The sequence below is a fragment of the Selenomonadales bacterium genome (assembly GCA_018335585.1).
Lineage (GTDB): Bacteria > Bacillota > UBA994 > UBA994 > UBA994 > UBA994.
In genome coordinates this window covers 1-19,370 of sequence record JAGXRZ010000027.1, presented here as the reverse complement: position 1 = coordinate 19,370, position 19,370 = coordinate 1, and the positions used below count along the sequence as shown (strand labels likewise).

Annotated in this window: 23 protein-coding genes; 16 read left to right on the top strand and 7 right to left on the bottom strand. The window is 53.8% G+C overall.

The window, feature by feature from the left end:
- The 6 genes from KGZ66_05300 to KGZ66_05275 form a co-directional block, all read right to left on the bottom strand.
- Nucleotides 1–812 (bottom strand): hypothetical protein (locus tag KGZ66_05300; protein MBS3985001.1); only part of this gene is annotated, 812 nt, incomplete at its 3' end.
- Between the two features lie 267 nt (nucleotides 813–1,079).
- Entirely contained in the window at nucleotides 1,080–2,144 is a 1,065-nt protein-coding gene (locus KGZ66_05295) for a PQQ-like beta-propeller repeat protein (GenBank protein MBS3985000.1), read from the bottom strand.
- Between the two features lie 2 nt (nucleotides 2,145–2,146).
- Nucleotides 2,147–2,491, bottom strand: coding sequence for a hypothetical protein (locus KGZ66_05290; GenBank protein MBS3984999.1), 345 nt, complete (start codon nucleotides 2,489–2,491; stop codon nucleotides 2,147–2,149).
- Nucleotides 2,492–2,587: 96 nt separating this feature from the next.
- The gene (locus tag KGZ66_05285) at nucleotides 2,588–3,391 is read right to left on the bottom strand and encodes a hypothetical protein (GenBank protein MBS3984998.1); all 804 of its coding nucleotides are present in this window, start codon (nucleotides 3,389–3,391) and stop codon (nucleotides 2,588–2,590) included.
- Nucleotides 3,392–3,524: 133 nt separating this feature from the next.
- Entirely contained in the window at nucleotides 3,525–3,674 is a 150-nt protein-coding gene (locus KGZ66_05280; protein MBS3984997.1) for an ATP-binding cassette domain-containing protein, read from the bottom strand.
- A 2-nt stretch (nucleotides 3,675–3,676) separates the two neighbouring features.
- Nucleotides 3,677–3,820, bottom strand: coding sequence for a hypothetical protein (locus tag KGZ66_05275; GenBank protein MBS3984996.1), 144 nt, complete (start codon nucleotides 3,818–3,820; stop codon nucleotides 3,677–3,679).
- 301 nt (nucleotides 3,821–4,121) lie between these two features.
- Here KGZ66_05275 and KGZ66_05270 point away from each other — a divergent pair, with 301 nt between their 5' ends.
- The 6 genes from KGZ66_05270 (at nucleotide 4,122) to KGZ66_05245 (ending at nucleotide 9,430) form a co-directional block, all read left to right on the top strand.
- Nucleotides 4,122–5,465, top strand: coding sequence for a helix-turn-helix transcriptional regulator (locus tag KGZ66_05270; protein MBS3984995.1), 1,344 nt, complete (start codon nucleotides 4,122–4,124; stop codon nucleotides 5,463–5,465).
- Between the two features lie 60 nt (nucleotides 5,466–5,525).
- Nucleotides 5,526–6,197 carry an L-serine ammonia-lyase, iron-sulfur-dependent subunit beta gene (gene sdaAB / locus KGZ66_05265; GenBank protein ID MBS3984994.1) on the top strand — a complete coding sequence of 224 codons (672 nt, stop codon included), beginning with the start codon at nucleotides 5,526–5,528 and terminating at the stop codon, nucleotides 6,195–6,197.
- A 62-nt stretch (nucleotides 6,198–6,259) separates the two neighbouring features.
- A complete protein-coding gene (sdaAA, locus tag KGZ66_05260; GenBank protein MBS3984993.1) occupies nucleotides 6,260–7,081 on the top strand; it encodes an L-serine ammonia-lyase, iron-sulfur-dependent, subunit alpha in 822 nt (273 codons plus the stop codon).
- Between the two features lie 47 nt (nucleotides 7,082–7,128).
- Nucleotides 7,129–7,674 carry a hypothetical protein gene (locus KGZ66_05255; GenBank protein MBS3984992.1) on the top strand — a complete coding sequence of 182 codons (546 nt, stop codon included), beginning with the start codon at nucleotides 7,129–7,131 and terminating at the stop codon, nucleotides 7,672–7,674.
- Nucleotides 7,675–7,755: 81 nt separating this feature from the next.
- The gene (locus KGZ66_05250) at nucleotides 7,756–8,769 is read left to right on the top strand and encodes a hypothetical protein (protein MBS3984991.1); all 1,014 of its coding nucleotides are present in this window, start codon (nucleotides 7,756–7,758) and stop codon (nucleotides 8,767–8,769) included.
- 49 nt (nucleotides 8,770–8,818) lie between these two features.
- Complete coding sequence (locus KGZ66_05245) at nucleotides 8,819–9,430, top strand: hypothetical protein (GenBank protein MBS3984990.1); 612 nt, start codon at nucleotides 8,819–8,821, stop codon at nucleotides 9,428–9,430.
- A 25-nt stretch (nucleotides 9,431–9,455) separates the two neighbouring features.
- Here KGZ66_05245 and KGZ66_05240 read toward each other — a convergent pair whose 3' ends face one another.
- Nucleotides 9,456–9,599: a hypothetical protein gene (locus tag KGZ66_05240; GenBank protein ID MBS3984989.1), complete on the bottom strand. Its 144-nt coding sequence runs from the start codon at nucleotides 9,597–9,599 to the stop codon at nucleotides 9,456–9,458.
- 155 nt (nucleotides 9,600–9,754) lie between these two features.
- Here KGZ66_05240 and KGZ66_05235 point away from each other — a divergent pair, with 155 nt between their 5' ends.
- The 10 genes from KGZ66_05235 to KGZ66_05190 all read left to right on the top strand — a co-directional run bounded on the left by KGZ66_05235 (nucleotide 9,755) and on the right by KGZ66_05190 (nucleotide 18,823).
- A complete protein-coding gene (locus KGZ66_05235; protein ID MBS3984988.1) occupies nucleotides 9,755–11,251 on the top strand; it encodes a leucyl aminopeptidase in 1,497 nt (498 codons plus the stop codon).
- A gap of 220 nt (nucleotides 11,252–11,471) precedes the next feature.
- Nucleotides 11,472–11,861 (top strand): GntR family transcriptional regulator, encoded by a 390-nt coding sequence (locus KGZ66_05230; GenBank protein MBS3984987.1) that lies wholly within the window; start codon nucleotides 11,472–11,474, stop codon nucleotides 11,859–11,861.
- Nucleotides 11,861–12,751, top strand: coding sequence for an ABC transporter ATP-binding protein (locus KGZ66_05225; GenBank protein MBS3984986.1), 891 nt, complete (start codon nucleotides 11,861–11,863; stop codon nucleotides 12,749–12,751). Before KGZ66_05230 ends, KGZ66_05225 begins: the two co-directional genes overlap by 1 nt.
- On the top strand, nucleotides 12,738–13,700 hold the full coding sequence (locus KGZ66_05220) for an ABC transporter permease subunit (protein ID MBS3984985.1): 963 nt from the start codon (nucleotides 12,738–12,740) through the stop codon (nucleotides 13,698–13,700). Before KGZ66_05225 ends, KGZ66_05220 begins: the two co-directional genes overlap by 14 nt.
- Nucleotides 13,679–14,446 (top strand): hypothetical protein, encoded by a 768-nt coding sequence (locus KGZ66_05215; protein MBS3984984.1) that lies wholly within the window; start codon nucleotides 13,679–13,681, stop codon nucleotides 14,444–14,446. Before KGZ66_05220 ends, KGZ66_05215 begins: the two co-directional genes overlap by 22 nt.
- A gap of 16 nt (nucleotides 14,447–14,462) precedes the next feature.
- Nucleotides 14,463–15,233 carry a hypothetical protein gene (locus tag KGZ66_05210; GenBank protein ID MBS3984983.1) on the top strand — a complete coding sequence of 257 codons (771 nt, stop codon included), beginning with the start codon at nucleotides 14,463–14,465 and terminating at the stop codon, nucleotides 15,231–15,233.
- Complete coding sequence (locus tag KGZ66_05205; GenBank protein MBS3984982.1) at nucleotides 15,234–16,049, top strand: hypothetical protein; 816 nt, start codon at nucleotides 15,234–15,236, stop codon at nucleotides 16,047–16,049.
- Entirely contained in the window at nucleotides 16,046–16,729 is a 684-nt protein-coding gene (locus KGZ66_05200) for a hypothetical protein (GenBank protein ID MBS3984981.1), read from the top strand. The genes KGZ66_05205 and KGZ66_05200 overlap by 4 nt, the downstream gene beginning before the upstream one ends.
- A 5-nt stretch (nucleotides 16,730–16,734) precedes the next feature.
- Complete coding sequence (locus KGZ66_05195; GenBank protein ID MBS3984980.1) at nucleotides 16,735–17,388, top strand: ABC transporter ATP-binding protein; 654 nt, start codon at nucleotides 16,735–16,737, stop codon at nucleotides 17,386–17,388.
- Between the two features lies 1 nt (nucleotide 17,389).
- Nucleotides 17,390–18,823 (top strand): hypothetical protein, encoded by a 1,434-nt coding sequence (locus KGZ66_05190; protein ID MBS3984979.1) that lies wholly within the window; start codon nucleotides 17,390–17,392, stop codon nucleotides 18,821–18,823.
- Nucleotides 18,824–19,370 lie beyond the last annotated feature (547 nt).

The window sequence follows — 19,370 nt, the reverse complement described above, 5'->3', positions numbered from 1 at the left end:
GCGCCCTTAGTGCGGACAGCGTGTTTGGCTTGGAATATTGTGCGGAAGTAAGATTGCCAGCGCTTAAGCAGCACTTCATGCAAGCTGTAGAGCCGCGCTTCTTTAGCATACGTCTCATTGAGAATCATTCTTTCAATTAGGTCCTTGCTTCTTTCGTTGCTTACTTGCGATTGCTCTACTGCCCAGCTTTGCTCCTCGACTCGCCCCTGCAGAACTACTGCCGGCAACACTGACAGAAATAGCAGAAGCGGTACCCACCAAGATATCCCCAAGGTGAGCACTAGTGCAGGAACAAAGGCGAACACACCCACCATCAAGCGTACTATGCCTGTAGCGAGTTGCCATAAATGCTCGGTGCCGCCTTCAGCGAGCTTAAGGGTGTTAAGTGCATCAGGGGTTTCAAATAACGAAAGGTCGTCAAGACCTGCAACCTTAGTCAGCAATTGTCGCCGGCTCTCCCCGACAACTCGCTCGCGAAGGCTACCGAGCGCGTGAGTTGCAAGTCCGCGTGTGGCATCCAGGAGAAAAATAACCATCAGGAAAGCTAGCATCGCACCTAGCAATAAGTGCATGCCAGCCAAATCGGCAATGGTTCTTATATTGCTGTCGATTAGACGCACGGCCTCGTCAATTACGATCTTGCTTATATAGAGGTGTAAGATTGGCCCTGCTCCATTAAGGAAATTTAGTGGGAGGAGGGTGCTTATCTCCATTGGAGCTGCTTGACCAATCAATAACAATGCTCGTTTTACTGCTGCGAACTTGCTTAGTTTATTCATCATAATGTCCCCGCTTAGCTTATAGTCGTCCACTCATTGGTAGCCTTTATTGCCGGGCACCGCTCCTCGGCGTTACTCCGGTACAGCCATTACCGCGCCGACGGATTTTGGGGGGTTCTATCCTTAGCCTCAGGCCGATGTCCTCCCAGCCTATCACATTGCTAGGCGATCGCATATTGTTATAGCTGACATCCAGCCTAGCAGCCTACCTTGCCTTCGAGGCTGTGACGCGCCAGTCAGCTTTATAGACGCTGACAGCGAGGCCTATGACCCCACTGAGCTATGCTGGTTCTTGCTGATTTACCTGCTCTTACGATACAACTCCCTTTCATTGAAGTAGACGTAATGTCCGTCTCTGCACAACACAATTTCCCCTGCAACTCGGCCGCCGGGAAGCCGCATCCTCTGCCTTAGCTCTCCGTTCGCGCGGTCAAGTTCGACCAAAGAATACCCACTAATCAACAGAATTCTGTCTGGGCTTATGTAAGGGCTACTGCGGACATCGGCAGGAGCGAATGTAAGCTGCCGACTCCAAACTTGCTCGCCACTGTGCCCGTGGAGTGCTACAATCGCCCCTCGTCGGAGAGTCGCAAAGACTACCCCCGCTTCGCCCCTTAGCGAGAGCACGTAGGGAAAGGGGAAAGGCAGTCCCTTAGACCACCGAATCTCACCTGTGTTGGCGTCCAGGCCTCGTCCTACTGCCGCTCCAGTAGGGTCTTGGTAAATTACAGCGACAACGCCTTCTGTTGCGGCTATGAAGGGGCCGTAGTCGCCCGCGACTCCATCATAATCTAACGACCAGAGCAGTTTGCCATTTTCAGCTCTAAGGGCACTAATCGAGTTAGGCCCAATCACTACTAGCGTCTCTCCGCTTAGGGTTCCTGCAATTGCTCCCATAGCCGAGGCATGCCACAGCTCTTGTCCGTCTACCGGACGTATTGCCCCGACCGAGCCGTTGTGACTCACGTAGTACACTGCTCCCTCAACAACTACTTGCTTGGGACTCACACTGTGGGCCCACTTAACTTCTCCCGTGGCATGATCAATGCCGTATAACGCCCTGTGGGTCGAAGCTACAATTACTCCCCCTGCTACGGCGTGAGCTCTTGTAGGTGCCCAGTTGAGTGTACCGTCCTCTGGCAGCTGTATTGTCCTCATAAGCTCAAATCTGTCTAAGGTCCACTCAAAGATTCGGCCGTATTCCAGTTCACCATGCAAGACGGTGTTCGCGGTAACCACCAGCGGACCCCGAATCCAAGTTTCAGCAGAGCGCTCCTGCCAATGGAACACCCGAAAGTACACGGTGATTACCACCAGCATGGCGATGGCTGCTCCAGCCAACGCGACAACACGCTTTCGTCGCATGTCTACCCACCATCCTCGCGAAGTTTGGATTGCCCGAAGGTGCCCTTTGAACCCTCTCTGAAAACTACATAACACCCGAAAGCTAAGACGGCATATGCAACCCGAATTAGGACAAAGTTGGCCTGACTCACTATGAGCAGGACGCGGACGTCCGCGATGGTAGAAGGGTTTACGGCTAGGAGTTGCAGCAGCCCCACTAGCTGCGTGAGCAGCGTGATAAGGAAAAACAAGAATATGTACTTCGAGATGCTGCTAGCGCTCTTACTAATGTTCTTGTAGCTAAAATACGTACCAAGCGCCATAATCAGTGCTGTCACAAGGGCAACCGGAACCTGTATGTCGAGCATTGTACTCACCTCCCTCCCCGCTTAGCTTATAGTCATCCACTCATTGGCAGCCTTTATTGCCGGGCACCGCTCCCCGGCGTTACTCCGGTACAGCCATTACCGCGCCGACGGATTTTGGGGGTGGAATACAAAGTTCATCTCAGCGTCTCCGGGTTCTCTCCTTAGCCTCAGGCCGATGTCCTCCCAGCCTACCACATCGCTAGGCGAACGCATATTGTTATAGCTGACATCCAGCCAACGTAACATTTTGTTGCGTGAAACATCCAACCCCGTGAGCTGGCTTCGGCTAACTTCAAGCCACCTAAGATTTGTGTTGTGTGACACATTCAACGCGGTTAGCTGACTCGTGCCGACAAACAGCATACCGAGCCGCTCGTTATTCGACACATCTAGCTCCATAAGGGCAGTATTCATCAAATCAAGCCTTAGCAGCAGGACGCTATTAGATATGTTTATGGCAGTCAGCAGGGGTGCGAATACTTGAGCGCTTTCTAAGGCTACATTGTGGGATAGGTCGAGTTGCGTTAATCGCTTAGAGTCAAGGGTGAGGCCCTCTAAGCGCGGAAAATACTCTATTCCTTTGAGGCTCTGAATCTCCCTTGACCGCAGTTCAATATTCAGAACCTGCGCTGCCCGCTTAATAATGACGTAGTCGTCCCAAAAAATCGGCTCTGACCTAACGCCGAACGTGCCCAATGTGCCAGCCTTCGATTGGGCCTGGAGGTCTCTCACGAAATAGGGGCACCAGTCGGCGGTGCTTACTAGCTCGCTATCTGGGGGTCGCGAGGGAATGCGGGTGACTACCATTACTCCTATTAACACTAGCAGGACTACAAGAATTACGGGGAACCTATTCTTCGCGGTTTGCACTTGACTTGCCCCTTCCGCTCGTATCTCCAAGAGGGTGAGGACCACCTGAACACGGAGCCATTGATGTATTACTAGTAGGGTCCTCCATGTTAGATAAATTGTAAACGATGGGTGTTAGTATCACAAGGACATGATAATAGCGCCTGCTACTAGGCCCTGCCTGTCAGTAAGTTGTTGCGCACGCATTGGTGGTCTTCCCGGCACCATTCTCGCCAAGTAGACCAAATATCTCGCCGGGCCGCGCTTGAAACGAAACTTCATTCACGGCTGTCCTGTTGCCGAAGCGCTTGCTCAGAGCCGTAACTTGAATCATACCTAATTGCCTCCCCGATTCTCAGGTAGGAGAACCAACATGGCAACCCCTGTGCTAACGCTGATGAATCCGCCTATGACAAGCGGAGCATTGAGACCGCGGTGCACCATCAGACCGATTGCCCAAGCAGTTGGGTGCCTAATCAAAGTGAGACCCCCTTTAGTGCTAATGGACCCGTTTTGTCCGCAAGCCTTTCAAGGCTGGTTCCCATAGCGTGCAAACGCATCGAGGCCAATGCTGTCAAGGCAACGACACCTTGTTCGGCGCATACCCTAAGAGTTAGGGTAGGATTCGAGGCAACCTGAGCATAGAAGCTCTCGCACCTCAAGTTGAACGCGCTGATGGTAGGCGCCAGGTGTCCATTCATTCAATTTCTGCATGACTGTTCTAGCAACTCCATGATATACTCATCACAGTATGTGGCACAAGGACAATATTGTGGCACGGATGACACAGCTTAAAACAGCAGATCAGGCGGATGGGCGGTGTGAAATAGTGTTAGGGGCGAAGATTCGCAAGGCGCGCAAAGAAGCGGGACTAACCCAGGCCCAACTAGCGGGGACCGAGTTATCCCGCTCTTTGATTAGCGAGATTGAGCGCAATGAGCGCAATCCGTCAACCGCGACACTGCGCATATTGGCGCAGAGGCTAAATAAGCCGCTAGAGCATTTCGTGGTTGAGTGGAGCGCATCTGACGCCGAGCGGGCCCTGCTGCTTATCAACCAAGCTCATGCCTGTATTGAGCTCGGCGATAGTGAGGGCGTGCGACTAGCCCTAGATGCGCTGAAAGGGTTCGGAGCTCTGCCGGACGACCCTAAAGCGCTTATGCATGAGCTGATAGCGTGGCACGAACAAAAGGAGGGTAGGCCCCTCAGCGCCGTCAACCATGCGCTGACGGCGGCAGCGCTGTTTGAGGCGGAGGGGCGGCGCGAAAAGCAGTGGTACTGCTGCTATCTCGCAGCACACGCAACTTATGCCGCAGGCTTGTACTCGCAGGCGCTGGAGATGTGCAACAAGGCGTTTGGCATATTTACAGGTGCGGAGGACATGCCAAGCAAACGACAACTAACGCTTTATCTGCTCGGAAGCACGTATTTCGCGCTTGGCAAAATCGAATCTGCGCAAAAGTGCTATACAGAGATTGCGGCCTCTCAAGGTGCGGAAGACGGGCGGGGTCTGCTTCAGGCCTACCATGGCAAGGCCATATGTGCACAGCAGTTAGGAAATGCCGCAGAGGCGCTCAGGTGGGCCGAACAAGCCGCGCAACTGGCAGAGCAGTGCCGCGATATGGAGTTTTACGCCTCCTCGTTGATCACTGGGGGGTCGTGCCTGGTTAAAATGGGGCATAACGACCAAGCCCTAGCAGTGCTTTGGAGCATCGACAATGACGCTCGTTTCCCCGCGCACATTGCGCACACCGCGCGCCGAGAGCTTCTGCTCTGCCTAGCCGAGCAAGACCCCTACCCAGAAAAGATATGTAGCTCACTAGAGCAATATCTGTCGGCGGTGCTTTTAGTCGCACCCAAGCAGGGGGGCTATGAAGACACAAAGACGCAGTGGGCGGTGGCTAAAAGCCGACTAAGGAGGGCCGCGAAAGACGACATCGTGCCTGTGATACAGCAGTTTGCTTCACTTTTTCGCACCCTAAGCCACACTGCCCGCGCGGCGGAAGTGATGGCCTACGGGGCATCCCTAATGGAGCGGCATAACGACTCTCACGTGGCCTACGCCCTGTTGAAAGAAGCGTACAATCTACACAGGGAAACCGCCGTCGAAGTAGGCTCCCTATAGCCTGCGTGTTTCTGGTATCATGAGCATGTAGCGAATTGCGTAGCGGGAAGGGGTAGCTACATGAAGGAATACAGCCTATTTGATATTTTAGGGCCGAACATGATTGGCCCTTCAAGTTCGCATACCGCCGGAGCCTGCAGGCTAGGGTACATCGCACATAAGCTGGCGCGGGGAGAGATTAAGCAAGTAACCTTCTGTCTGCACGGTTCCTTTGCTGAGACCTACCGTGGCCATGGGACAGATAAGGCTCTGCTTGGGGGTATTTTAGGGCTACTGCCGGATGACGAGAGGCTAAGAGACGCCTTTTGCTTAGCTAAAGAAAAGGGTATAGAGTTTGGCTTCACTGCGGCCGACTTAGGCCCGGAGCAGCATCCCAATACCGTGCGGATAAACATACGCAAGTCCGACGACCAGACCATGACTATTCTTGGGTCGTCAATCGGCGGGGGGAACATACAGATAACCGAGATAGACGGGGTAAGCCTGGCCTTTACGGGGGAGTACCCAACGCTAATTATTCCCCACACGGATAAGCCCGGCATGGTGGGGAAAGTCACTTCTATTTTGGGTCAACAAGGCGTTAACATTGCCTTTATGCGGGTGTATCGGCAGCAAAGGGGCAAAATGGCCTATATGATTATAGAAACAGACAACGCGATTGGGGACGAGGTTTTGCAGGCTATACGGCGTGTCGAAAACGTCACCAACGCTTGTTTGGTGAGCATTAGCTAGAGGGGGGAAAGTGCTTGAACTTTACAAAGGGGGAAGAGCTCCTGGCACTTTGCCGCGAGCACATGCTCGGCCTGCACGAGGTCATGCTTAGGCGGGAAGTAGAGCTCACAGGGTTAAGCGAGGCAGAAGTCAAGGCGAAGCTTACGCTTAGTCTCGAAATAATGAAGAGGGCCACAGAGCGGGGCCTGACGGCAGACATAAAGTCGGTCAGCGGTTTAATTGGGGGCGACGCCAAAAAGGTAAGGGAACACAGCGAACGGACAAAGTCGGTTTGCGGTTCGCTGATGAGCAGGGCGATCAGCCGCGCCATGGCCGTGCTCGAGGTCAACGCCGCGATGGGCAAAATCGTGGCCGCACCTACGGCCGGTTCAAGCGGCGTTGTGCCCGGCGTCCTACTGACTGTAGCCGAAGAGTTCGCGCTTGACGACGCCGCCCTGATAAAAGGCTTGCTGACGGCCGGTGCGGTGGGGTTTATTATCACGCGCAACGCCACTGTGTCGGGTGCGGAAGGGGGCTGCCAAGCCGAAACAGGCTCAGCCGCCGCTATGGCTGCCGCGGCGGTCGTCGAGATGATGGGCGGTTCGCCTCCGGCCGCCTTACACGCTGCGGCCATTTGCCTACAGAACGTGTTGGGGTTAGTCTGCGACCCTATTGCCGGGCTGGTTGAAGTGCCCTGCGAGCACAGAAACGCGCTCGGGGCGGCGAACGCCCTCATTTCTGCCGAGATGGCGCTTGCCGGTGTCGCCAGTATTATCCCCTTTGATGAAGTCGTCGAAGCTATGTATCGCGTCGGCCACTCCTTGCCCTGTGAACTGCGGGAAACGGCCTTAGGTGGTTTGGCTGGTACCCCTACAGGTCAACGCATTAAGAAAGTACTTTTCTGAGTATGGGTGCATCGTCCTGCCGATACTAAGGCCAGGAGGTGCACAAGGTGGGAACTAGAGTGCTGGCGGTGGCTGTTGCTTTGACGAGCCTTTTTACTTCTACCATTGCCGCGGTGGGACAAGGCGAAGATCGATTGGCTGCGTTTATTGCTGCGCTGATGGGCGACAGGAATACGCAAATTGTGTTTACCGAGCGCGAGGCGGTGGCCCTGCTAAATGAAGGCGCGAAGGAGTTGTTCGTCGATGTAGCGGCGGTATCTGCGCGCGTCAACAGCGTGCGCTTCGCAGCCGACACCGCGACGGTCAACACCGACCTTACGGTCGGACGCCTTACTTTGCGCCCGCAGGTTACTTTCGCCGTGCGCACGGAAGGCGAAAACGTGGTCCTCGACATTAAGCGCATGCGGGTTGGCATTGTGCCCGTCAGTGTCGCGGCTATGCTTGCCGGTATTCGCGCTAGCGGCGTACCGGAATACATGCAAATTCACCCCTTAGCCGGGCGCATTGTGGTCAGAAAGCGGGGGGACGTACGCTACCTCGAAGACATAGATATTGGCGGGGGGACGGTCACGTTAACCGTGCAAAGGCGCTAAATTAGAGGGCTTGACCTATACCCTTTCTGATGTAATAATCATTAGAATGGGTATAATAATTATTAGCAAGGAGGGGAGGCCATGTGGGCTGAAAGCAAGACAGCTGAGTTCAAACGGGAATACACGGATGTTGTTGTCATTAGCGTGGGGAGAGGAACAGCACGCCCTTATAGAGAGACAAGCCAAGACTGCTATGAAGCTGCTCGTTCTCTCAATCAGCAATTGACGTTTCATACAACTACCGCTTATTTTGCTAAAAAGGAGGTGGCATTCGAGGAGTCTCATAAGAAGACATTGCATCTGATCGGCAAAGACGGTATGTACACCAATCTCGCCCTACTGCTCTCAGAACAATGTCCTCATGCGATTAAGTTGGCCGTGTTCGAAGGGAACAAAAGGACTACATTCAGGGAGCGACGAGAGTTTACGGGCTCCCTGTTGCTGCAGGTGGAGCAGGCATATGCCTTTATCGACCAGTTCAACAGGACGAGGGCCGTGTTCAAAGGTCTTGAGCGGACTGACCTACGGGACTATCCGCCTGCAGCCATCCGCGAAGCCCTGCTTAATGCCGTGGTTCACCGCGACTATGCGTTTAGCGGCAGCACTCTCATGAGCATCTACGACAACCGCATAGAAATGGTGACGCTAGGTGGGCTTGTGAAGGGTGTTTCGCTTGAGGACATTCGATTAGGGGTTTCCATCCTTCGCAACCAACACTTGGCCAATGTCTTCTATCGGTTGCGTTTGATCGAGGCCTATGGAACAGGCATCCCCAAAATCATGGAGAGCTACGACGAGTGCCCCGATAAACCACAGATTGCGGTAACGGACAATGCGTTCAAAATCACTTTGCCAAACACAAACTACAGAGACGTTGCGACTGCCGCAAACCCAGCAGTGACTGTAAGCCGAAAAGAAGCTCTAGTATTAAACCTGTTCAAGGCGCAGGACTTCATCGTGCGCCAAGATGTAGAGGCTGTCGCCGGTGTTTCACAGCCGACTGCGGTGTTGTTGTTGCGCGCGATGCTAGAGAAGGGCATGCTGGTAAAGGTGGGGTCGGGCAAGTATGTGAAATATAAATTAGCGAAGCATTAGGGAAGCATTCGGACGGAGCCGCAAATAGACTAACCGGAGGCCTGATAATTTGCCCGCGCATGACAAAGTCGCTCGCTATGAGCGCGACCCTTTCCTGCAGGAGTCGTACGCTTTCGACCGCGTCTCCGGCAGGATCATCATCGAAGTGCTGCTAGAAAAGCAGATATACCTTTTTAACGAGTGGGACAATGCCGCGTATAGCCGCAAGGATCTAGACCCAGATCTCATTTACTTTCTGGAAGAGTGCTTCGACGAGATTCCCTTTGCTTACGAAGTACAGCTGAATATTGCCATTAACGAGAAGGAGCGCGACCCGGCGCGTGAAGGGGCGATTGCTGAGGGCGTCAAGTCCCAGTTCCGCCACTATCTGCGTGCCAACAAACGAAGGCTCCAGGACCTGTACCGGCGAGCGGCGGTGTACATAGCTATATCTGCCGGATTTTTGCTCACAGCCGGATTGCTTGAGGGCATGCTTACAGGCAGGCCTCTTCATGTGGCTCTCTTGCAGGGGCTCTATGTCGGCGGATGGGTGTTTCTTTGGGAAGCAATCTCGGAGGTGTCTTTCAGCCGCGGCCGGGCTGCTCTATCGCACAAAATAAGAGCATACGAACGCTTTCTGCGCGCACCGGTGGTTTTCACTAGCGCAACTAAGGGTGAGTGAAGCGCCATGCTCCGTCCCTTTTGCGTCAGCGCAGAACAACCACGGTGACCCCCGCGTTCCCTTCTGCGTGGCGCTCATCCTCAAGTGCTTTGCACATGCCAATAAGATCGCGCCGCTTGCTGCCCAAAAAATCCTCGCCGCCGACAAACGCGCGCACGAGTCCGCGCATGTCGTCGCCGCACAAGGCGTTTCTTACATGATTTCCTCTCTGCGTTTGTCCGTGAAAACACGACCCCAAAACCCCCGCTTGGCAGGAGAGCGGCACTACCGTCCAGAATGTTAATGCGAGTTCTTGATATGGCACTTAGAGAAAGGAAGATGAAAGTGAAAGTTTCCGTGCGCTGCTTGGCTCTGCGTGATGTCGCGGCAGATGCTATTATGGTAGGTGTGTATGAGGGGAACGTGCCGCTCACAGCAGAAGCGGCAGGGGTCGACGCTTTGTGCGGCGGACTGCTCGCGCAATTAGTGGAAAAGGGAGAGATAACAGGGAAGCTAAATGAAGTGGTGACGCTTTTCCCTCCCAGCCAAAGCGTGCGCAAGGTGGTGGCGGTTGGTCTCGGCGCGGCGAACAAGCTCGACGTGGAAAAGCTGCGCCAAGCGGCAGCTAATGGCCTTAAAGCAGCGGCCAAAGGCAAGACCAAAACCATTGCCGCACATGTGCTAGGCGCAGAGGCCTCACCCATAGCCCTACAAGACGCCGCAGCCGCCCTAGTAGAGGGTGCAGTGCTTGCCACATACAGCTATGATGCACTAAAGAGCAAGCCGGAAGAAAAAGCGCTCGCCGAGCTGATTCTACTTTGTGCCGGCCCTGAGGCGATGTGTACGATAGAGCAAGGGACAAAGCGCGGACTCGCTGTAGCTACGGCGACCAACCTAGCGCGCGACCTCGTCAATGCCCCAGCCAATCACATGACGCCTACCCATATGGCGGACGTGGCCGCCAAAATCGCCGCCGAGTGTAGCCTGCAATGTGATATCCTCGAACGCTCCGATATGGAGCGCCTTGGCATGGGTGCATTGCTTGGCGTAGCGCGCGGGAGCGCGGAGCCGCCGAAGCTAATTGTCTTGCGTTACGAAGGGAACCCGGGCGGCGAGACGATGGCCTTTGTAGGCAAAGGACTTACCTTTGACAGCGGCGGCATATCCATTAAGCCGGCGGAAGGCATGCATTTAATGAAGGACGATATGGCGGGCGGGGCGGCGGTGTTAGGCGCGATGCAAGCCATCGGGCGCTTAAAGCCTAAAGTCAACATCCTTGGCATTGTGCCTGCCACTGAAAACATGCCTGCCGGCAATGCGCTTAAGCCAGGCGACGTAATTACGGCTATGACCGGCAAAACGATTGAGATTATTAGTACCGATGCCGAAGGACGCCTTATTCTTGCCGACGCGGTAGCCTACGCCGGTACGCTGGGGGCAACGAAGATTGTCGATGTGGCGACGCTGACCGGTGCCTGCGGAGTGGCCTTAGGCCACGTCTATTCCGCGATAATCACTAACTGCGACCAACTAGCGGCCGATTTTCAGGCAGCTGCCGCCACCACGGGCGAGCGTTACTGGCCGATGCCTAATCACGACGAATACCGCGAAATGATTAAAAGCCAAGTGGCTGACATTAAGAACAGCGGTGGTCGCATGGGCGGCGTCATGACGGGCGGGTTGTTTATTGGCGAGTTTGTAGGAAAGGCTGCTTGGGCTCACCTCGACATTGCCCCTACTGCCTTTACCGAGAGCGAAAAGCACTACCAGCCCAAGGGAGCAACCGGTGTCGCCACCCGCACATTAGTGGCTCTAGCACTATTGTGGAGTGGTAGCAATTAGCGCCGCACTTACCTCACCTGTGGGCGTAGCAAGTGAAGCACTGCTACGCCCTTTGCGTTCCTTCCGCCAGTCACGCTTCCTAATTTCTCCTATTGGCATCTACAGCAGTAATACGCGTGGGGCCAATTTTTGTTTCACGCGAGAGTTGACAGTGGGCGTATGGTGTGATATATGTGTACTATAGCAAATAGTACACAGCTTTAAGCGGAGGTGATGCCTAGTGTTCAACATCGACCAACGCAGTGCAACTCCCATCTATCAACAGCTAATCCAACAGGTAAAAGAAGCTATCTTGCGCGGCGGCCTGTGTGCTGGCGATAAAATGCCCTCAGTGCGCGAGTTAGCGGGGCAACTTGCCATTAACCCTAATACCATACAGAAGGCTTATCAGGAGTTAGAACGGCAGGGCGTCATCGAGTCGCTGCGCGGCCGCGGCACCTTCGTCTGCCAGTCTGTCGCGCCAACCGTTGATGCCCAGAAGCAGGCGAAAGTCAGCGAATCACTGCGCCGAGTCGTCATCGAGGCGCACTACCTCGGGCTCAGTGCCGAAAAGATAATGACCATGGTAGAGGAGCATCTGCACGATCTGAAGTTAGGGGTGAATAGGTAATGCACGTAAGCTTAAAAGAGGTTGCCAAGTACTTTGGCGGGCATAGCGCGTTAGACTCCGTCTCGTTTGACGTGCCGCCGGGGGCAGTGTTTGGCGTAGTCGGGCCAAACGGCGCAGGGAAAACTACCCTGTTGAAGACGATTATGGGTATGCTGCGGCCAAGCTCAGGCTCGGTAACGGTTGACGGCAGGAACCCACAGACAGAGACGGCGGTTCGTGCCGGCATAGGCTATTTGGCGGAGGCGCAGTATTACTACTTAGACTTTACCGTCAGCGAAACGCTCTGCTTTTACCGCGAGACCTACCCTACATGGCAGGACGAACGCAGCCGCGAGCTCTGCATGGGGTTCGGGTTATCGATGCGAGCTAAGGTCAAGCATTTGTCACGCGGGCAACGCACACAGCTAGGCGTAGTGCTTGCGTTGTCGTATGTCCCAAAGCTCCTCTTGCTTGACGAACCGACAGCCGGGTTAGACCCCGTTATGCGCAGGCAGTTTCTCGCGCTGCTGATGGACGAAGTAGCGCAACACGGCACCACTGTGCTTATCTCTTCACATCAGCTAAGCGACTTAGAGCGGATTTGCGACTACGTAGGCGTCCTCCACCAAGGCAAGCTCTTGGATGTGGCTAGGATTGAGGACTTAAAGAGACAGGTATTTACGGTACAGGTTGTGCTAGCTGAACCACCGACCGACGATTTCTGGCGGCAAGAGTGGATGCAGAGCGTAAGACAACACGGACGTATCTACACTGTTGTGGCGCAAGGAGAGCGGGACTCGCTTGCTAGCTATTTCGCCGCCGCTAAGCCGCTGGCACTGGAGTTTATTGAGATGCCCCTAGAAGATATCTTTATCGCGCGGATGGGAGGCGAAGGATATGCCTTTAAGTAAGATGTTGCCCAGTAGAGCTTTGCTCCGGAAAGACTGGCGGATGACTCGGTCGCTATTTCTGGTATTCGCTTCTTTCATTACGTTTGCCAGTACGTTGACGCTTGCCTATAACATTGTGAGCTACCGGGCGGCGGAAGGAGCTTGGCTTGGTGGCCTTCGCGCGTCCCACAGGCTGTTAGAGAGTAGTTCGGGCTTTCACGGCGCGGCAATGGTTCTATTTGCGATAATGATGGGCGTCGTCTCGATGGGTCTCGAGCGGGATAAAGGGACATTGTCTGTGCTCCTTGGCATGCCCTATTCGAGGCGCGACATTCTCAGTAGCAAAGCAGTGGTGTCTCTGCTTCAGATTAGCCTGCCCTTCATCGCTAATGCCCTACTTATGACGCTTCTCTTGAGGACCAATCAGGGGGTTAACTTCCCCTTTGGCGTGGGCGCAATCTGGAGCTGGGCTGTGCATTCGGTGTTGGTATTGACTTTCGTGCTGTGTGTCACTCTGCTTGCTTCAACCGTGAGCGGCAAGATGCTAGGCGCAGCTTTCTTGGCGCTCGTTATTCTCTTTTTCCCCTTTGGTATGTATGCATTAGTGCATGTGAACGCCACGCAGTGGCAGACGACAGGCCTCATATCGCATGGGCAAGGGCTGTTTTGGCACTTCAGTGACTTGTTCAGCGACGCAGCGAACTATCTCACCGTACCCCTTTGGCTGATAGACTTTCCTGCTGTTGTCGCCGTCAACTCCATCGTCCATGTGGACATGAATGTCATTGAGTTGGTTTTCGCCAACAGCGTGTGGAGTTTCGTGGTTGTCCACCCCTACGTTTTGTACTTGCTCCTAGCGGGACTCTGCCTTGGCTTATACACTTGGGCGCAGAAGTGGTTTGCGGGCACAGAACTGAACATGATGATGAACTGCTGGCGCTGCCCCGCTTGCGTGGGCTCATTAGCGTAGGGTTTATCGGCTGCAGTGCGCTGCTTGGCGGGGCAGTCCTGCCCGCAGTGCTTGGCGAGACTAAGGGCATGCCTGGGGCAGTCGTTATGCTGCTTTCTTATGCTAGTAGCGCAGTGGTTGCCTGGATGCTAGCTCGTCGATTTCTCGGCGACAGCACGACAGGCCATTTGTCACAGGGCGCGAGGAAAGCGAATAGAAGCCACGCAGCGCTGCTAATTGTCGGACTAGTGCTCGTGATAGTCATGCTAATTGCCATGTTTAGCTTACCTGTCGTCGTGTCGCGGCAACTTACCCAGGCAGAGGAAGTTAATATGCTGGCATTAGCGGATTCAGTCATGGAAAGGCGCACGCAGGCTTTAGTAGGCACTGACGGCGGGCCCCCTGCGGCGCTTAATAACGATTTCGCGCGCGAGTCGCCAGAACTCCACAAACGCGAGCAAGCCCTAATCGTGGAACTTGCAGAGCGGCGCGAAGCGCTCCGCCAGAGAGGGGAATCTTACAGTCGCAGCGAAACCCACCTCGTCCTCATCAGCTCCCGGGTTCGTCAAGGCACTGCGACTGTCGTGGCCTTAGAGCAGAGCAAGCTGTACTATGCTAGGGCTCACCCTGCGCAGCCGGAGTATATGGCCTGGGAAGCGGAAAGAGGCTTTGTCTTCATGAGGCGCGGTGGTGTGTGGGAGTTGACGGAGCACGGGGTGATGGACACTAGTAAAGGTCTGCCGCCAAACGAGCCGCGCGGGAACTAGAAGGAGGGTGGAATCCATGCAACTATACCTCAAAGCGGAGATTAAGCGTGCGCTTCTGTCGCGTCCCTTCTTCGTAGGTCTTGCTCTTGCCGTTGTTAGCATGGCGGCTTGGATTATGCCTGAATTTAGGCACTACCCTGACTTAGCCGAGATGGGCAGAAATGGCGCGCTGTATTGGTTCATTTGGGCGCATAGCGGATACATCTCGCTTTTTGCCCCCATCTTGGCGACGCTGCCCTTCACACGCAGTTACGCAGAAGAGCGAAACGGTGGCTTTTCCCGCTTTGTACTCCAGCGGCTCCCTTCATTTCGCTATTGGGTCGTTAAGCTCGTGAGCAACGCTATGGCCGGGGGACTAGTGCTTGCGCTTCCTTCAGCGGCGGCTTTATGTCTGTCGACAGCAGCGTTTCCCATGTACCCCCGTCCATACATTGAAAGGCTTCCCTCGTACTTCTTCTATGACCTCGGCCCTCCGGCAGGGCTTGTCTATATGGGGTTACAGGTGGCAACCGCTTTTCTGTATGGAGCCTTGAGCGCTACGTTAGGTTTGGCAGCCTCAGTGCTGTTTCGCAACGCCTTTATTGCTAACATCTCCACATTCACCCTCTTCATGATTGTTGGTTTTCTGTTTGCGTTTGCCGGGTTCGGACATCTTAATCCGATGTTTCTGTGGAGCCCAAGCGCACATACTTGGTCTACTACGACGTCCTTCGCTGCTATGCACTTCGTTGCTTGGTGTTTGGGGCTCATTGTCTACGGGCGCTACTTTCGCCTGCGGGAGGAGTAAATGAACCGAGCGTGTTGGGTGATGGCCGGTTGCTATGCTAGGTGGGCATTGCAGAGCCCTTTCGCCTTGTTTGCGACGGCCGGAATGGTTGCTTACACTGCCTTGACCACTAGCGACGACATCGCGATGATCATACACCAAGGAGAACAACTCAGTGCTCTCGAGGCTCTTCTTGCCGTTTTCAATAACGGGGTGTATCTCACCTATGGATTGTTTTTTCCATTCATGTTCATCATCTTTCCCATGTTCTATGCCAAAGATCTAGAGCGTTTGATGGCCTACCGTGCGTATCGACGCGGCGACTTCTGGACTGCGAGACTGCTGGCCATCCTCCAAGTGACCTGCCTGTTTCTTGGCATTGCCGTTACGCTTGTCGCAGGAGCAGTTGCGCTTAATTTTCCTCTTTCATTGCGGTGGAGCGAGGACTTCATACGTCTGGTCTTAGACGCGGCTCCGGCAGGGAGCGGGTATCTGTATATCTTTACCTACTATCTGCCATTGTCCGTAGCGGCGCAGCAAGCGATATTGCTGTGCATGAGTTTTGTGCTTGTGGGTGTGCTCGGAGCCTTGTTAGTGCAGTTCATAGACCGTCAAATGGTCGCGTTTTTAGCGGTATCGGCATACTGGGTTGTCGCCTTAGTCAGAGACTCTGTTCCTGGCGTATTAGTGCGAGCCTCGCCGCTAACACATCTGTTTATGAGCGAGCGCACGCCTGAGTTCAGCTTTGCCCACTCGTTCCTATACTTTGCGGGGGCCTTAGTCCTGTTCACGCTCGCGGGAAATGCACGGGCACAAAATACCAACGTAGGAGGGTGAGCTGCATTAAGGAGTTAAGGAAATACCGCGTTTTGGTCGGGGCATCTTTTGGCTTGCAGATGGTAGTCTGCGCAGCTGCACTTTACATGCTAGGCCAAGCCCCGAGCTTAAGCCTCAGTTGGTTAGCCACTGTGCCGCCGGAGCCTGTGGGAGGGTTTTGGTTACGGTTCATGTGGATATGGTTTGCCGCTAACGGTCTCATGGCAATGGGCGTATACCTCAGCGATGAGCTTGACGGTTTGTTTCTGTTGGAGGTGTGGCGTCATTCCTCATTCCGCAATTGGCTAAGCTGTAAGCTTTCATTTGCGTGGAGTATCAGCCTAATACTGTACGGCCTAGCCCCTCTACCGTGGCTACTGGCATTGCACGCCAACGAAGTTGCTTCGGTGCTTGCGGCGATTGTTTTTCTGGTCGCCTACGGGGCTCATCTGCTGCTGATTTTTTTTGTCCTTATGCTTACCGGGACGGCAAGGTCGCTTTCCTTTACCGCAACGTTATTACTACATGCAGGCAACGTTCTGTCTAACGGCGCAGGGTGGCCAAATACGATGCAGTATTTTCTCATCGGTGAGCATGCAAGCCTGGTGTCACTCAGCGTGATTGCGGGTCTACTCGCTTTGACCACGTGGCTCATTAGGGAGAGAACCGCTATCGCATCAGTACTAGAGCGAAAGGATTGACGAAAGTGCTAGAACCATACCTACAAGTTGAAGGTGTTTCACTTAAGCTGAAAAACACAGTCATATTGAGGGAGGTGTCATTTGAAGCTTTCCCGGGTGAAGCCATAGGGATTATCGGGCGCAATGGGTCCGGGAAAAGCACGCTGTTCAAGTGCATCGCTGGCCTGCTCATACCACAGCACGGGGAGATCACAGTAGGGAAAACTGCCATCGTGCGCGAGAAGCGATTCCCGCCTAGCTTCGGGGCATTGATTGAGAAGCCTGGCTTTATTGGCTCATTGTCCGCGTTTGAGAACCTTAAGCTTCTAGCTTCGATCCAAGGGAAAACAAGCGAGTCAGAAATCATGGAATCGCTGCGTAATGTGGGTCTAGAGCATGCTGCACGTAAGGCGGTCTACAAATTTTCTACCGGCATGAGACAACGCTTAGGTATAGCGCAAGCGATTATGGAAAGACCCAGGCTTTTGCTCCTAGACGAGGCCTCAAGCGGCCTTGATGACGGCGGCTTTGCGATGTTACACAATATTGTCCTCACACTCAAGGCGCATGGCGTGACCATTCTCTTGACGAGTCATATTAAGGAAGATATCTTAACTCTAAGTGACCATGTCTACAAGATGGAAAACGGAGTACTAAGTGCTATGAAAGGCGGGGTTTGAGGTGTCTCGTTTGAAAGGGCTTTGCTTAATTATGTTAGTAGTGGCAGGGCTAGTTCTGCCCAGTTCTTCCGTAAGGGCTACCGTGGACGTGACCACAGGTTTTGCTAGCGAGAGACGCACCACATTGATCAGCCTGTTTCACGAAGACGTGTCGCCGATGCCAGTGTTAGTGGCCGAGCTGGCACAGAATGTTGACGCGATTGACAATGTATTTCATGAACTCCGCAGTGCTGGCCGCCTGTTGCCTAACTATCCCGAGCTTGTCATTGAAATAAGCGATGATGCATTTCAACGCGTTCTGTCCGGGCCAAAAGCAGATGGCTACGCCTTGTTGTCTCTCGCCAGTGATTACCGGCTAGATTGGGATCCACATGACGTGCTCTCCGCAGAAGCTATCGTCCTTGGACCAGTTTACCGCATTGAGCTATCGCTCTGGCCGGTCACTGTCAATGAGCTCTTGACCTTAGTGCATCTCTTGCCGGAGCTTAGCGCAAGTGTGCCCCAAAGGACACTCCTGGCTACGGATATTAGACGGTACAGCGACAAATTTGCTAGCGAGATAGCCCTCATTAACCAAGGATGGTCAACCAGTGACCTGCTCTGGTCGCCGGATGGCAACTTCCTTCTATTGGCGCACTGGCATAACCAGAGATATAGCTACCAGGTCTTGAACCTTTCTACCGCAGAGCGTATGACTCTTGACCAGCTCGATTATTACATCCTGCCACCGACTTTTTCTCCCGATTCTCGACACGTCGTTTACTCTTCGCAGACGGAGTTGCGCATTGTCGACATCCGCGCGCAGAGCACAGCGAGGTTTTCGCTTGGCGAAATACTACAGGGTGATCAGCAGAGTGTTACTAGGGTTCAATTCGCCGCCAACAAAACAGGCGACATGTTGTTCTTCTCCTTGTTCGGTTGGGGGATGCCTACACCGGCGACCTTTCTTTGGCGCAGTGCTGTTCCGGGTCAAGTTGAGACGGTCAGAGGTTTAGGGTTTACGGAGAAGCCAAATCTACCCGGAGAAACCTGGAGCGACTTCAGGCAGCGGTGGCATGCCGTACTAAATAGAAGGCCTACCTTTGCGGCTGAACTCAAGGGGGAGGTGGCTCCCTCCGAAGATGTCGAGTTGGCCGCTCAGAAAGAACGACTTCGCGCCACATACGGTGCATTTTTCAGCCGGGTTGTTAACCATCCGCAAAATAGCCATCTGGCCATATTAGTTGAACATGAGAATAGGCTTGAAGCACGGGTGCTATCATTACCGTCCCTGGTAGAGCTCGATATGCGTCTGCTTGCTGTTGCGGTGCCACCGACCGCACCCTCATACAGCTACAGGACAGCTATGCCCGCAAGGCTCCCATTGCTTGTTGGCGCTGCCATGGTGCTGATGCTGTTATTGGTGGGCGGCATTGCCAAGTTCCTTCGCGCCTGATCGGGTATTGGCAATTTGCCCTGATTTGCCAGAAGTGCTTGGACGTCGGGGTGGTTCTTCTTCCTAATCGTGACACACTTGTATATACTATAGGTAGCACAATTGTGGGGTGACCAAAGTACGAGGGGGTATTTAAATGCCTGGAAAGTATAAAGGCATTAGGGTTTTCATTTTGACTGTCTTACTTTTGTCCCTGCCGTTGCAGGCGGAGGCAAGTACGCCTGTGTACAGCGGTTATATAAGCCCGGGAGAAATTGTTTTTATGGCGATGCATTATGAGGATGTTAGTCTGATTGCGCCCATTCAGTTAAAACTTGAACGACCTAATTGCGATGTCCAGAAAGGACGGTAGATAGGGCGTTTTGAGGCTGTGGTAGATTTATTTTACCCCAGCACAACCTAGCGTTAGCGAGGGTTTTTGGGGCAAGGACGTTTAGCTACAGTAAAATTGACCCCAAGGCAAAAATCAGAAGAAAAGGGAAATAATATTCGAAATATGAAGGGAAACCCCCTACCTCTGGCGAATACTTTCTTGTCAAACAAAAAG

Excerpts from the sequence above, each read along its gene's own strand:
- KGZ66_05295 (MBS3985000.1), bottom strand. The coding sequence starts at position 2,144 with ATGCGACGAAAGCGTGTTGTCGCGTTGGCTGGAGCAGCCATCGCCATG.
- KGZ66_05290 (MBS3984999.1), bottom strand. The coding sequence starts at position 2,491 with ATGCTCGACATACAGGTTCCGGTTGCCCTTGTGACAGCACTGATTATG.
- KGZ66_05280 (MBS3984997.1), bottom strand. The coding sequence starts at position 3,674 with ATGATTCAAGTTACGGCTCTGAGCAAGCGCTTCGGCAACAGGACAGCC.
- KGZ66_05270 (MBS3984995.1), top strand. The coding sequence starts at position 4,122 with ATGACACAGCTTAAAACAGCAGATCAGGCGGATGGGCGGTGTGAAATA.
- sdaAB (MBS3984994.1), top strand. The coding sequence starts at position 5,526 with ATGAAGGAATACAGCCTATTTGATATTTTAGGGCCGAACATGATTGGC.
- sdaAA (MBS3984993.1), top strand. The coding sequence starts at position 6,260 with ATGCTCGGCCTGCACGAGGTCATGCTTAGGCGGGAAGTAGAGCTCACA.
- KGZ66_05250 (MBS3984991.1), top strand. The coding sequence starts at position 7,756 with ATGTGGGCTGAAAGCAAGACAGCTGAGTTCAAACGGGAATACACGGAT.
- KGZ66_05240 (MBS3984989.1), bottom strand. The coding sequence starts at position 9,599 with ATGCGCGGACTCGTGCGCGCGTTTGTCGGCGGCGAGGATTTTTTGGGC.
- KGZ66_05225 (MBS3984986.1), top strand. The coding sequence starts at position 11,861 with ATGCACGTAAGCTTAAAAGAGGTTGCCAAGTACTTTGGCGGGCATAGC.
- KGZ66_05220 (MBS3984985.1), top strand. The coding sequence starts at position 12,738 with ATGCCTTTAAGTAAGATGTTGCCCAGTAGAGCTTTGCTCCGGAAAGAC.
- KGZ66_05210 (MBS3984983.1), top strand. The coding sequence starts at position 14,463 with ATGCAACTATACCTCAAAGCGGAGATTAAGCGTGCGCTTCTGTCGCGT.
- KGZ66_05205 (MBS3984982.1), top strand. The coding sequence starts at position 15,234 with ATGAACCGAGCGTGTTGGGTGATGGCCGGTTGCTATGCTAGGTGGGCA.